The organism is Methanosarcina sp. KYL-1 (assembly GCF_024372725.1).
GTDB lineage: Archaea > Halobacteriota > Methanosarcinia > Methanosarcinales > Methanosarcinaceae > Methanosarcina.
The window spans coordinates 99,851-113,208 of the sequence record NZ_VOUA01000001.1 but is presented as its reverse complement, the minus strand read 5'-3'; the positions used below and the strand labels follow the sequence as shown (position 1 = coordinate 113,208).

Here is a 13,358-nt window from a genome sequence, read left to right as displayed (position 1 = left end):
TCAAGCAATCATCACCTTTTCCTAAGGGTTTTAGGACCCGTTTTACCGGTATAAATATCCCACTCAGGCTAAATATCCCCATTCAAGCTTTTAATCGCCTTCGAGATCCCCAAGAATGCGGTCGAATTCTTCATTCCCATACTTTATGTATATTGAAGGCGGGATGATGGGCTTTTCAAGTTTTTCCCGGAGCTCTTCGGAAATTTCCAGATTTTCCACAACCGACCCACCAGCAGAGCGGAGGAGCTTTTTGTACTTTGAAACCAGGGGCTTTGCAAGAAGGTTTTTTACGCCCAAAATTTCCCCTTCTCCCCTGTAAATTTCAGCGATGACTTCGGTGTGGAAGTGCCTCGCAAGGCGCCTGAAAAAGAGGCTTATCACCTGAAAATTGGCCTGCCCCGGAAGCCCGGAGTTTGAAATTACCACGATTTTCGGGTATTTCTCGAAACGCTTTGCATGCCTGTACTCCCCTTTTTCAAACTCTTCGAAATGGGGCAAAAGGACAGGGATCAACCTTTCGAGAAAGGTTTTCATGACCGCCGGCACATTTTCGAGATAGACAGGGAATGCAAACACAACAATATCCGAAGCCATGAACCTGGGGAGCAGGTCGTCCATGTCGTCCCTGATCGTACATTTTCCCGGAGTCTTGAGCCAGCATTCAAATTTTCCCTTACATGACCTGATGTTTTTTTCGGTAAGGATGATATTTTCCGTCTCTGCCCCGGCTTCTTCTGCCCCTTTTAAAAATTCTTCCACCATAAGCATGGTGTTTCCTTCCCTGCCCTTATGGCTCCCACTAAAAGCAGTTATCTTCATCAAATTCCCCCTTAAAACTCTCCCTGAACACACAACTCCCCTTGCTCACACATCCAAGAAATATCAGAAATTTTATCCAAATGCATCCGGGCCATACCAATCTGAATTATTTCTGCACATACATCCTACCAATCCGAATTACTTCTGCACATAAATCTGACGAGGATTTAACATTTGCAAAGAAGATTTTTTGCCTTCTGTTCATCATTTTCATTCTTTTCTTCGGTTCTGGTTTCGCCGAGTTTTTTACCTATGCACCAGGCTTTTCCCAGGTGAGCGCCCACTCCCCAGTAGTTGTTGTCGTACATGGAGAATACTATAGGCTCGATCTTTTCGATGTCAGGGATGCCGTTGCAGAGGTAGTGCTCTTCGGCATAACTCTCTACGATCTCCCCGATGAAGACCTCGTTTGTCCCCCCGAAGTCCAGGGTATCAACCAGTTTGCACTCGAGGTTTACAGGGCATTCCCGGATCATCGGGGCGGATTCCAGTTTTCCGTAGAAAGTTTCGAAAAACCCGCTTTTGTCCACCTTTTTCCCTGAGACGATCCCGCAGTAATCCGTAAGTTCCACCATGTGCCGCGAAGGGATATTCACGCTGAAGCAGCGGTTTTCCCTGATCCCTTCGTTTGTGTAGTGCATTTTCCCAAGGGTCACCGCAATCATGGGAGGGCTTGCCTGCACGATCCCGCAAAATGCAATGGTCAGGTAATTCGGCTTCCCGTTCACATTGGCCCCCACAAGGGTTGTGGGCATTGGGTAAAGGAAACTCCTGGCTCCTATGGCTTTTTTAATAACTATGCCCGTTGTGTCCGTCACGTCCGTCCTCTCATCCTCCTTAAAGGTTCCATAAACGAAAATTCTGACCTGAAGTTCTGTGATCTCCGGGCAGCGAATGGGCCGAAGAAACACAATGAAAGATTATTCTCATAACCTGTATGTCCCCCGGACCATAATTAGTATTCCGGTTTTTAAGGATATATAAATTAAGATATAATTCTGCAGAATATAAATGCCCTCAAATAATCAGGGCATAAAAATAGTGTTGTAGAAGAAAAATATATGGAAGCAAAGAAGAGAAGGAGAGCAAAAACAGGGCAGGGGGGAAGAAAAAACCTGAACGGCCACCTGCCTGAACCGTCAGGGGCAAGTCATTCGTACCTCAAAGCATCCACAGGAGCCATTTTAGCTGCTTTGTTTGCGGGATAAACCCCTGCGGCAACACCCACGATTATCGCAACCAGGAACCCGGCCTCAAAGATGTAAGGGGAAAACAGGAAGGGCAGGTTCAGGAAGTTTGTGACGGCATAAGCCCCTCCGATCCCCACCCCTACCCCCAGAAGACCTCCGAAGAGGCTGAGAATAACGGATTCAATCAGAAAGAGCAAAAGAATATCGGCACCTGAATAACCAAGCGCCTTCATGATCCCTATTTCCCGGGTGCGCTCCGTAACAGTAACCAGCATGATGTTCATGATCCCGATGGACCCCACAAGCAAGGAGATCAGGGCCACTGCAACCAGGAAATTCCGCAGGGTATCTGCAAGCTGATTGGTCTGCTCAAGGACATCTGCCTGATTGAAGATCCGGTAGGGTTTTGCGTCCTCGTCTTCCAGGTCTCTGGACGAGACCCCGAAGTTCCGGGCAAGCCTTTTATCCACCTCATCCGAGACTTCTTCAAGGTCATCGAGACTGTCAGACATTGCAAAGAAAGCCGAGAAATCATCTTCCTCGAGCATCTGGTTGATGGTGGAAACCGGGATAAAAATGCTCACATCCCGGTCAATCCCCCCTCCTACAAAAGAGACACCGGGGCTTTCAATAATACCTTTTACCTTGAACTTCCGGGTCACAATTCTGCCTCCTTCAAGACGAAAGGAAACATTTATGGTGCTGCGGGTGGAAATATTCCTGTTGAATTTTTCATTTGCCACCTCGGACCCGATAGCCGCAGAAAAAGTATCCTGGTCACTTATGAAGCTGCCTTCTTCCATAATGATGTTGGCAGTATCCTCGTAGTCCCCGGTTACTCCCACAACATTGATGTTTTTAGTCTGTGAAAAGTAAGTTACCTCTCCCAACTGCTCTTTTATAGGAGAAACCCCGCTAACTCCAGGGGTTTTATCAATTAGTTCAAGCTCATCGGTGTAAAAGAGGTTAGGTTCCTGACTGTAAATAATAATGAAATTAGATCCCTGGGCATTGATCTCCTCCGCAAAATAGACGTTGAAACTCTCCCCCAGGGAGACGTTTGCAACTACAGCTGCAATCCCGATTATGATCCCGAGGGTTGTCAGGCCCGAGCGAAGCTTTGAGCTCCATATGCTCCCGAGAGAGATTTTGACAGCCTCCCTGAGCCTCAACACAAGAACCTCCACCTCCCCCGGATGGCTTTTTTCAAGAAGCCCCATCTTTTGCAGATGAACTTATTGCCGGAGCCCCTCCTTATAGATGAACTTGTTACCGAAACCCCACCTTTTGCAGATGAACTTGTTACCGAAACCCCGGCTTTTTCAAGCAGGGATTTATCAAGAAGGAGAGAAGGAAACCTAAAGCTTCCGGAAGTAGTTATAGCATATGATACTGATTGAAACCCTCATTCTTCGCCCCTGCAGCAGAACTGCATTCCCCTGAGATCCTATAAAACTATAATGTATTAGATATATAAAAAGTAAGATCTCAAAGAAATTTATTGACATCGGTTCCTTTTGTACCCTAAATATGAAACCCCTAATAGGAGGGATTCCTGGACAGTTTATGCCACAGGAAGCTTCCGGCCCCAGTGAAACATCGTAAATTAGAATATTTCTTATATATGTTGGGGAGTATATAGAAAAACCAAGGTATGGAAAATAATACAAATATGTAAGAGATAATTATAAAATAAATCGAAAGTTAATAAGGCTTCAAAATTACTCCAGATTTTCCTTTATACCAAATCTAACCCTGTCACCCAGTTTTTGTTTATTAAAATAGGACTGGTTGCAAAATGTATGGAGGGGGAAAAAATTCAGGAAAAAAATATAAAAATTGATACCGGCCTTTTTTCAAAAACCTCGCGTAGCCCCCAGGTAACTGCCGTCTACAGCGGGGCCGAAGAGCTGACCGAACTACTTGTTGCCTATTTTAAGGAAGGTATTGAAAAGGGAGAACGCTGCTTATGGGTTACAGGCAATACCCTGCCTGCTGACAGAGCAAAAAAAGAACTCGAAAATTCGGGAGTGGATATTGAGCCCGGGCTTCTGTCAACCCAGCTTGAGTTTCTGCCTGCAAAGCCCCTCCCCGGAGATGCGGCTTTGCTTGCATCAGAAGTGGCGGAAACCGCAGAAACCGGGTATAAAAAAGCCCTTTCCGACGGGTTTACAGGATTCCGGACCAATCTTGAGCTTGAAAAAAGCAGCCCTGCCAGTGAAAAGCCCGGAAGCTCCCTGATGCAAGGCCTTGAAAAATGCAGGAAAGCCCTCAAAAAGTTAGATTCGGAAAAAAGCCCCCTTGTCCTCTGCACACTGGCCCTGGAAAAGCTCTCAGCTTCCGAACTTCTTGACCTTATGGAAAGGAGCGAGGCTGCCATAATCAAAAGAAGGGGAAAGTGGGGATATATCGGACAGAATGGAGAAAATCTTAAAAGTTCGGAAGAAAAGTTCAGGAACTTATTCGACCATTCCAACGATGCAATCGTCATTTTTGACCTGGAAAACAACATTCTGGAAGCAAACGAGATCACCTGCAGAACCCTGGGGTACACCCGCGAAGAAATTATGCAAATGCCCATATGGAAATTAAAAACCCCGGAATACCAGGAAAAAATCAAAGAGCACAGGGAACTGATACGCCAGGCCGGAAATGCGGTATTCGTTATCGAGTGTCTCCATAAGGACGGCACAGTCATCCCCTGTGAAGTCAGCAACCGAATAATAGAATATGAAGGAAAGCAGGCAATACTTTCCTTTGCCAGGGACATTTCCGAAAGGAAAAAAATGGAAGCCCTGCAGCAAGAAAAGATGAATTTCCTGCAAAACATGGTCGATGCCATTCCGACTCCTGTTTATTACAAGGACGAGAAAGGGAAGTACATAGGCTGCAACCTGGCTTTTGAAAAGCTAATGGGGAAAAAGAAAGAGGAGATTATCGGAAAGACTATGTGCGAATTCGGCCAACGGGAAATCCATGAGAAGCACCATTTAAGGGATCTGGAACTGATCAAAAAGCGTGGAAAAGAAGTGTACGAAGCCTCCATGGGATACCCTGACGGCACAATTCACAGGGTAATATTTAATAAAGTCGTCCTCAAAGGGCCTTCGGAAGAAGATTCCGTGCTGCTCGGGATTGTCTGGGACATAAATGAACAGAAGGAATTCGAAAAAACCCTCCTCAAGGCAAAAAAAGATGCCGAAGCAGCCAACAGGATCAAAGATGGGTTCATAGCCAACATGAGTCACGAACTGCGGACCCCCCTCAACTCTGTCATAGGTTTTTCAGACCTGCTGCTGGAAGGGACTTTCGGAACGCTGAACACAAAACAATCACAGTACGTAAACAACATCCTGAGAAGCGGAAAACACCTGCTTGAGATTATCAACAACCTTCTGGACATCTCCAGGCTCGAAGCCGGAGAGGATTACCTGAACTATGAAGAAGTGGACGTTGCCGACCTTGTCGACGAGGTACGGCTGGCCCTTATCCCCTTCGCGTCCAACAAAAAAATTGCAATAAAAACCAGGCTCGACCCGGCGCCCGGAAGCATTTGGGCCGACAGGGCAAAATTCAAGCAGATTCTTTACAACCTCTTGAGCAACGCCATAAAATTCACTCCCAAAAAGGGACTTGTCACTGTGAGTGCGTGCAAAAAAGATGGCATGCTTGAGATTGTAGTTACTGACAACGGAATAGGAATATCCAGAGAAAACCAGGAAAAGGTATTCCATCCCTTTGTACAGGAAGACTCCTCCTCTGCGAAAGAATATGAAGGAGTGGGCCTTGGGTTATACATTGTAAAAAATTTTGTAGATCTTCACGGCGGCGAGATCAGGGTTGACTCCGAGCCGGGTAAAGGAAGCACGTTTACCGTAACTATCCCTGAAAAAATGCAGGACTTTGCACATTTGGAGAAAGAAAAAGATCCTGCACCAGGCCGTAAAGCGTGAGGTCCCCCCTTCCGGAAAGAAGAAAAAGGAATAGGGAATTCACGGCCATTAGGACCTGAATCCCGGCCCGATATGCAGAAAAAGAGTACGGGAATCCCGGGCAGCCGACCGGACTCCCCATCCTCACCTTCATAAGAAAAGGAAGGGACGAAAAGGAAGGGCGGAGAGCAACATTCCAGGGGCCAGGCCCTGATGCCTGACCTGTTATTATATATGACTTATTCACACCTGCAGGATTTATTCGTACCTTAAAGCGTCTACAGGGTTCATTCTTGCCGCTTTCCGTGCAGGGTAGACGCCTGCAACCACTCCCACAAGGACCGAGACCAGGAATCCTATCTCAATCAACCTGAAAGGGAAAACAGGCGGAAGTTTCAGGGCCGTTTCCAGGGCATATGCCCCGAGCCCTCCCAGCATTGTGCCCAGGATGCCACCGAAAAGGCTGACAAGGACGGATTCCAGGAGGAAAAGGGAAAGGACTCCGGAATTGGTATACCCCAGGGATTTCAGGATCCCAACTTCCCGGGTGCGTTCCGTGACAGTGACAAGCATGATGTTCATAATCCCGATAGAACCCACAAGAAGGGAGATCAGGGCCACGGCGAGGAGGAAAGAACCGAGAGCGTCTCCCATCTGCCCGGTCTGTTCAAGGATTTCGGCCTGATCGACAACCCCGTAGGGCTTTGCATCCTCATCTTCAAGGTCTCGCCTGGGAATCCCGAAGTTTCTGGCGAGCCGCTCATCCACCTCATCCGAGACTTCACTGACACTTTCCGGGCTGCTTGCCATGGCAAAAAAAGCCCCGTAGTCTTTTTCCCCGAGCATTTCGTTCATGGTGGAAACCGGGATGAAGACCATAGAATCAGTATCACCGTTCCCACCGATGATCGTCTCCTTTGAATTCTCAAGAATTCCCTTTACCTTAAAGGTTTTTCTCACAACGCTTCCGTCTTCAAGCCGAAAAGCGAGATCCACGGTGCCCCTGTCGGAGATCTTCCGGTCAAACTCCTCATTAGCCAGGTCATACCCGAGCACTGCGGAATAGCTGTCCTTGTCAGTGAGAAAACTTCCCTCCTCAAGCTGAAGGTTCTGGATTTCCCGGAAGTCTTCACTGACCCCGGCAATGTCCACGTTTTTTGTTTCTGAAAGGTAACTGAGTTCCCCGCTCATCCATTTCCGCGGGGAAACCCCGGTAATTCCCGGAGTGTTCTTTACAAGCTCATACTCGTTGTCAAAGAAGAGGTTGGGCTGCTTGCTGTACGCAATGACGAAATTCGAGCCCACGGAAGAAACCTCATCAGTGAAAAACTGGTTGAAACTGGCCCCGAGGGACGCATTGGTGATTACCGCCGCAATCCCGATTACAATGCCCAGGGTTGTAAGGGCAGAGCGCAATTTGGCACTGCCTATACTTCCCACAGCAATCCGGAAGGCCTGTTTAAACTGGACCATCTTTCAAACCCCTGAAAAAATTAGCTCTGCCGGAATATTTCCGGCCTTCGAACATTTTCATTTTTTGCTTTACTTTTTCTTTCTGCAAATCACTTACTTTGCTTTTTCTTTCTGTAGATCAGCACCCCGGCGGCAACCAGGACTACAAGCATTACAGCGACTATTATAGAAGTCGAACTGCTTCCCTGAGTCTCCACGACGTTCCTGAGCGGAAGGTTGCTTACCAGGTTTTCATGCTTGTTAATGCCGTTACTGTAACTTGCGGAAAGGGTGAGGTTTATGGGTTCCAAGGCATCCCCATTTTCTCCTGCAGGCACGTCAGTCACGGCATCGAACTCGATAGTGAAAAGTTCGTCCGGGTCCATTGGCCCTATAAAGTACTCCAGAGGATAGAATTCAACTCCTTCAGCCTCGGGCCTGATGCTCACGGAGCTAAATTCGTTGGGGTGGGTGTTTGCCACATCAAACTCGAGGGTTGCCTCGCCGTTAACCAGTTTTAAGGGTTTGGAAGGGATCACCTTCACATTCGAAGAGTCCACATCAAGAGGGATGTTCTTCCGGCTGTTGTAGTCAAAGGAATTTCCTTCCAGTGCAAGTTCGAGGTTGTACGTCCCGTCCCTTACTTCTTCTGAAACCTCGACATTGAATGTCAGGTCAATACTGTCCCCCGGACCCAGAAGACCCATTTCACTAAAAGGAACACCTGTAACTGTTATTCCATCCGTTAAAGGCACCAGGGTTGCAGCCTGAATTCTCGCATTGGTATCGAAGTCCTCTCCGTCTATGGTAACCGTAGGTGCCGTTGCGGTGTTTTTGAGGGTCACGGTGACAGTCCCCCTGTCTCCGGGCATGAAGACCCCGGGGTCCGAGACAATCTCCGCAAGTTCTACAGTGCCTTTGCTGTCAAAGGTCTCGGTGCCAACCCTGATGTCAAATGTTTCCTTACTCCAGGGGCTGTCCCTGTCCGCCTGGGTCCGGATGTCAATCGAGCGAACCCCTTTCTGGGCGTTTTTGTCCACGAAAAGATGGAACTCTTTAGATGCAACCTTCTCGGGAGCAAGAGCCCCTACATTCTGCACGGCGTTTGTAGGGGAATCAAGGGAGAAAGGATACTCCGGGACAACTTCTATGGAAACGTCATCCGCCCGGTCCCTTCCGACATTTTCCACCTGTATGGTAAGGTCCATGTACTGCCCTATCTGAGCAGGATAGGGGTTTATTTCAATAATCGTTACTTTCAGGTTTGCACCCGCAACAGCTGCAGAAGCAGGAGCCGCAAAAATAGAAGAAATCAAAAGCAAAGACAGCACAAAAGGAATTGTCAGGTTTTTCATTTTTGTCATTCTCAGTTCACCCTGGTAAGCCTGAATGTTAGTGACTTGATTATTCGGAAATTTAATCTGAGATTTAATCTGAGATTTAATCTGAGATTTAATCTGAGATTTAATCTGAGATTTAATCTGAGATTTAATCTGAGATTTGGTCGGAACTATTCTGAATTGATCCGTCTTTTACAAGCACGACCCTGTCCGCATATTTTGCAATTTCGGGGTCGTGTGTGATCATCACGATGGTCCTGCCTTCAGCATTAAGTTTAGTAAACATGTTCAGGATTTCACACCCGGTTTTCGAATCCAGGTTCCCTGTAGGCTCATCAGCAAGAAGGATCGTCGGGTCGTTTATAAGCGCCCTGGCGATTGCCACCCTCTGGGACTGACCTCCCGAAAGCTCGCTAGGCTTGTGGCGCATGCGGTCTTCAAGCCCCACCAATGTAAGGAGTTCTTCGGCCCTTTTACGGGAATTTACGCCGCTCCTTGAGTTGGCGTAGGTGGGAAGCTCGACGTTTTCAAGAGCAGTAAGACGTGGAATAAGGTTGAAGGTCTGGAAGATGAAACCTATCTCAAGCCCCCTGAGCCGGGCAACTTCCTTGTCGGAAAGTTTGTTGATGTCCAGGCCCTTAATTATTATCTTCCCTTCCGTGGGCCTGTCAAGGAAGCCTATGAGGTTCATGAGCGTACTCTTCCCCGAACCCGATGGGCCCATAATGGCAAGAAACTCCCCTTCCAGGACTGTAAGGTTGATGTCGCTAAGGATGGGGACCTCCTGGCCTCCCAGCATGTAGCTCTTTTTAACATTGATGACCTCGATAACCGGGGTTCCGGCTTTCCTGCCCCGAGCTCCGTCTGCTCCACGTCTGTAACGGGGCACCTCGCATACGAAGGATTCTTCATCCGACCTATCATCTAAGGTAGAATCCCTTTTTTTGGGGGAAAGCTCCTTTTTTTCAGGCCCGGAAATCCCGTTTTCCTTCTCCTGATTCAAAAACCCGGCTTCAGAAAACTCAGCATCGGATTCTTTAGTTTCCATGTCCTCTCCGCTGTTTTTTCACACGTTGAATTTAGTAATATAGTAAGATGCACCTTTGATCGCACCATCAGCCAGTTCAGCCCATACAATATGGGGTTGTTCTGGCTTTTATGCTTTAAGTGTCAGGCTGAAGAATAACTATTCAAAATTCCGAGGACCGAAGAAGGGTCGGCACTTTTCCCGGGGACCAGCACGATAAGCTGCTCCACTGCCATATACATTTTTATTTCCCTCCCTTTCCGGCTCCACTTAATCTGCTGGACCCTGATAAGGCCCGATTCCTCCAGGGCATCAAGGTTGTATTTCAGGGTATTAAGCCGGATTCCCAGGGACTCCGAAAGGTCTCCTGCAGACATGCTTTTTTTGCCGAGCATGTCAAGGACCCTCAGGGAAGTTTCGTTGGAAAGCAGCCTTGCAAGCTTTCGGGAACCACCGGAAAGTGGAAGGAACAGTAATTTTCCCTGATTATCAAAGGAAGCAACTCTGGTGTTCGGATTCTGTTCTGGCATTTTCACCCCTCGCAGGCATAAAGCAGCCGGCATGCAACAGAAAACTCAGGCTTGCCGGCTGAGCTTTTCAAGTTTTTCAAGCATTTCCTCAAGCAGGGAATCAAGCTTGAGCATATCCCGATGGTAGCGCCTGAGAATCTCAAGCTTCTCCTGCTGCTTTTCACTCAACTCTTCCTTTTCAAAGCGTTCTATCATACGAGGAATTTCAATAGCTGCAGGCTGGGTTTCACTAGCCCTTGTCCGGACCAGCTGCCCAAGAGCAATTCTCAGTATATCCTTGTCAGAATGAACATAGACCTTCCTGGTGCCAGGCTTTGTATTTCGAGTTATTAAGCCCGAAGGTTCAAGCTGCCGGATCTTATTGCTCACCGAAGCAAGGGAGTAACCGGTCTCTTCAGCAAGCTCACTCATGCCCATCTCCCCGGGCTCAACATAAACCCGGGCAAAGATGGTTGCCATCAGGCTGTCCATCCCATAGGCTTTGCCTACGTTCTGATAGAAGGCAATGAATTCTCTGTCAATTTCATCCATGAAAGGTCATTTAGTTCCAGTTACTAATTTTAGCATTATTTACTATTTTTAGTATTTAGTAAAAATAAAATAAATAATAAAATATTTAAAACTTCTGGTGCCGGAAAAGCAGAAAACCCTGCCAAACCAGCCGGGTTGGGCCAGCAAAGTTGAGCCAGCAGAGTTGAGCCAGCAGAGTTGCGGCTCTGCAGTGCGCTGTCCGTTTCGGTCGCTGCGCTCCCTCAAGCGGACTAAAATGTGGTTTCAGAGTGAAGGTAGAGTGAAGATAAACAGGATAACGGAAGTTTGCAACTCCGGGGTATTTTGCGGGGACAGTGAGGGAAGTTCCCAAGGGGAGGGAAAAGTTCCCGGGATTAACCGGAATGAAGAGAAAAAGTGAGAAAAAGAAGGGAGTTAGAGAGGGAGGGAGTTCTGTGAATATAATAAATGACAGTTTTGCAAGATTGTGATTTTGCCCTCGACCCTGTAAATTATAACTAATTGAATATTTTCATTTTTCGGGATTTTTGAGTTAACTTTATATATTATTGAATCTACAGTCATTTACCGGTTGCCGAGTACAAAGGAGGCAGATGAACGGTATGTTAAAAAATATGGAAAAGATTGGAAAATTATTGCTAATTACCTGTGTAATACTTATGGCGCTGTCTTCGCCGGCACTTGCCGTAACGCCGGAGGAAAACGCAGCATCCATAGAAGGAGTGCAGACCGCACTGACTTTCGTGTGGCTGCTTATAGCAAGTGGACTTGTATTCTTTATGCATGCAGGCTTCTCCCTCGTGGAAACGGGGCTTACGAGAAGCAAAAACACTGCTAACATCCTGATGAAAAACTTCATGACAGTTATCCTCGGCATCCTGGTCTACTGGGCCGTGGGCTGGGGCGTCATGTACGGAGCCGATGCGGCAGGACTTATAGGGACCAACCAGTTCTTCCTGGCAGGTGCGGACAACGCACTCTGGAACGGATGGTTCTTCCAGATGGTTTTCGCTGCCACCGGAGCAACTATCGTTTCGGGAGCAATGGCCGAGAGGACCAACTTCAAGGCTTACCTCGTTTACTGTATCCTGATGGTTGCAGTCATTTACCCTGTATACGGACACTGGGTCTGGAGCGGGGCTGACATGGCTCTCCTTACCGGAGCCGAAAGCCCGATCGTAAAGGCAATAGGAGTAGCACACCACGACTTTGCAGGCTCCGGGGTCGTACACTCGATCGGAGGATATTCCGCCCTTGCAGGCGTGCTCCTGGTGGGCGCAAGGATAGGAAAGTTCAGGGACGGAAAAGCAATACCGATTCCCGGTCACAACCTGACCTTTGCCTTCCTGGGCACCCTGATCCTGGCCCTCGGCTGGATAGGGTTCAATGGTGGAAGTACCCTTGACGGAAACGACGCCTACATGAACCTGGTAATAGTCAACACCTTCCTGGCAGGAGCTGCCGGAGCTGTTGTTACCATGCTTATCACCTGGATGAAGACCGGAAAGCCTGACCCGTCCCTCAGTGCAAACGGGCTCCTCGGAGGGCTTGTTGCAATCACCGCCCCCTGCGGCTCGGTTAACAACTGGGCAGCCCTTGTCATCGGGGCCATTGCCGGAATAATCATCTACGTAGGCGTCATGTTCAACGAAAACAAGCTGAAACTGGACGACCCGGTGGGCGCAATTGCAGTGCACGGGTACTGCGGAAGCTGGGGCCTGCTCTCTGTGGGGCTCTTCTCCATAGGGATCGGAAACGGAATCCTTGCAGACGCAGCATACGCTGCTGAGGTGCCAGGGCTCTTCTACGGAGGAGGAATCAGCCTGCTGCTGATCCAGCTCGTGGCAGTCATAGCAACCATCGTCTGGGGCTTTGGGCTCTCGTTCATAATCTTCAAGATCCTCGATGCTGTAATCGGACTTAGGGTCTCCGAAGAAGAAGAAATCATGGGCCTGGACATCTGCGAGCACGGAATCAGGGCATACCCCGAGTACCTGATGAGGGAGGACTAAAATGACTCAAATGTTCAAGGTAGAAGCAATCATAAAACCCCTGAAACTGCACCAGGTAAAGGATGCCCTTGAAGAAGCCGGGTTTCCGAGCCTGACTGTGACCGATGTAAAAGGGCGCGGCCAGCAGAAAGGGATCGTACAGCAGTGGAGAGGTAAAAAATACTGCGTGGACCTTCTTCCCAAAACAAAAATCGAAATCGTGACTTCGGAAGACAAAGTGGAAGAAGTCATAAATGTGATCCAGAGTACTGCGTTCACAGGAGAGATAGGAGACGGAAAGATCTTCATCATCCCTGTTGGAATCGTAGTTAGGATAAGGACCGGAGAAAGAGACGGGGATGCGCTCTAACAGCATCTCCATTTTTATCTTTCTCTTTTTGGCCTTTCCGTCCCAAATTAGCATTTATCCATTAAACCAACCCTACCAAATCAACCTTATCAAACCAATCCTATCAACCAATCCTATCAAACCAATCCCATCAAACCAATCCTATCAAACCAATCATCAAACTACCAAAAGAGATTCTAAAACCAAGCAGGTATCCA

At 47.9% G+C, this 13,358-nt stretch carries 13 protein-coding genes; 5 read left to right on the top strand and 8 right to left on the bottom strand.

The window, feature by feature from the left end; translation table 11 throughout:
* Positions 1 to 90 precede the first annotated feature (90 nt).
* The 3 genes from FTO70_RS00585 to FTO70_RS00575 all read right to left on the bottom strand — a co-directional run bounded on the left by FTO70_RS00585 (position 91) and on the right by FTO70_RS00575 (position 3,184).
* Positions 91 to 819, bottom strand: coding sequence for a flavodoxin family protein (locus tag FTO70_RS00585; RefSeq protein ID WP_255333747.1), 729 nt, complete (start codon positions 817 to 819; stop codon positions 91 to 93).
* 167 nt (positions 820 to 986) lie between these two features.
* Positions 987 to 1,637, bottom strand: a complete 651-nt coding sequence (locus FTO70_RS00580) for a flavin reductase family protein (protein WP_255333746.1) — start codon at positions 1,635 to 1,637, stop codon at positions 987 to 989.
* Between the two features lie 332 nt (positions 1,638 to 1,969).
* Positions 1,970 to 3,184: an ABC transporter permease gene (locus FTO70_RS00575; RefSeq protein WP_255334022.1), complete on the bottom strand. Its 1,215-nt coding sequence runs from the start codon at positions 3,182 to 3,184 to the stop codon at positions 1,970 to 1,972.
* A 21-nt stretch (positions 3,185 to 3,205) separates the two neighbouring features.
* On the opposite strand from FTO70_RS00575, the gene FTO70_RS00570 reads away from it, so the two are divergent.
* Positions 3,206 to 3,409 (top strand): hypothetical protein, encoded by a 204-nt coding sequence (locus FTO70_RS00570; RefSeq protein WP_255333745.1) that lies wholly within the window; start codon positions 3,206 to 3,208, stop codon positions 3,407 to 3,409.
* Between the two features lie 402 nt (positions 3,410 to 3,811).
* The gene (locus FTO70_RS00565; protein ID WP_255333744.1) at positions 3,812 to 5,962 is read left to right on the top strand and encodes a PAS domain S-box protein; all 2,151 of its coding nucleotides are present in this window, start codon (positions 3,812 to 3,814) and stop codon (positions 5,960 to 5,962) included.
* Between the two features lie 237 nt (positions 5,963 to 6,199).
* Here FTO70_RS00565 and FTO70_RS00560 read toward each other — a convergent pair whose 3' ends face one another.
* From FTO70_RS00560 to FTO70_RS00540, 5 genes are all read right to left on the bottom strand, one after another.
* Complete coding sequence (locus FTO70_RS00560) at positions 6,200 to 7,414, bottom strand: ABC transporter permease (RefSeq protein WP_255333743.1); 1,215 nt, start codon at positions 7,412 to 7,414, stop codon at positions 6,200 to 6,202.
* 89 nt (positions 7,415 to 7,503) lie between these two features.
* Positions 7,504 to 8,757 carry a COG1361 S-layer family protein gene (locus FTO70_RS00555; RefSeq protein WP_255333742.1) on the bottom strand — a complete coding sequence of 418 codons (1,254 nt, stop codon included), beginning with the start codon at positions 8,755 to 8,757 and terminating at the stop codon, positions 7,504 to 7,506.
* Positions 8,758 to 8,881: 124 nt separating this feature from the next.
* Positions 8,882 to 9,781, bottom strand: a complete 900-nt coding sequence (locus FTO70_RS00550) for an ABC transporter ATP-binding protein (RefSeq protein WP_369694304.1) — start codon at positions 9,779 to 9,781, stop codon at positions 8,882 to 8,884.
* A 122-nt stretch (positions 9,782 to 9,903) separates the two neighbouring features.
* The gene (locus FTO70_RS00545; RefSeq protein ID WP_255333741.1) at positions 9,904 to 10,290 is read right to left on the bottom strand and encodes a transcriptional regulator; all 387 of its coding nucleotides are present in this window, start codon (positions 10,288 to 10,290) and stop codon (positions 9,904 to 9,906) included.
* Between the two features lie 45 nt (positions 10,291 to 10,335).
* Positions 10,336 to 10,821 (bottom strand): GbsR/MarR family transcriptional regulator, encoded by a 486-nt coding sequence (locus FTO70_RS00540; protein WP_255333740.1) that lies wholly within the window; start codon positions 10,819 to 10,821, stop codon positions 10,336 to 10,338.
* 314 nt (positions 10,822 to 11,135) lie between these two features.
* Between FTO70_RS00540 and FTO70_RS00535 the strand changes: the two genes are divergently transcribed.
* From FTO70_RS00535 to FTO70_RS00525, 3 genes are all read left to right on the top strand, one after another.
* The gene (locus FTO70_RS00535) at positions 11,136 to 11,270 is read left to right on the top strand and encodes a hypothetical protein (RefSeq protein WP_255333739.1); all 135 of its coding nucleotides are present in this window, start codon (positions 11,136 to 11,138) and stop codon (positions 11,268 to 11,270) included.
* A 132-nt stretch (positions 11,271 to 11,402) separates the two neighbouring features.
* Positions 11,403 to 12,812 carry an ammonium transporter gene (locus FTO70_RS00530; protein WP_255333738.1) on the top strand — a complete coding sequence of 470 codons (1,410 nt, stop codon included), beginning with the start codon at positions 11,403 to 11,405 and terminating at the stop codon, positions 12,810 to 12,812.
* Between the two features lie 10 nt (positions 12,813 to 12,822).
* On the top strand, positions 12,823 to 13,161 hold the full coding sequence (locus tag FTO70_RS00525; RefSeq protein WP_255334020.1) for a P-II family nitrogen regulator: 339 nt from the start codon (positions 12,823 to 12,825) through the stop codon (positions 13,159 to 13,161).
* The last annotated feature ends 197 nt before the right edge of the window (positions 13,162 to 13,358 follow it).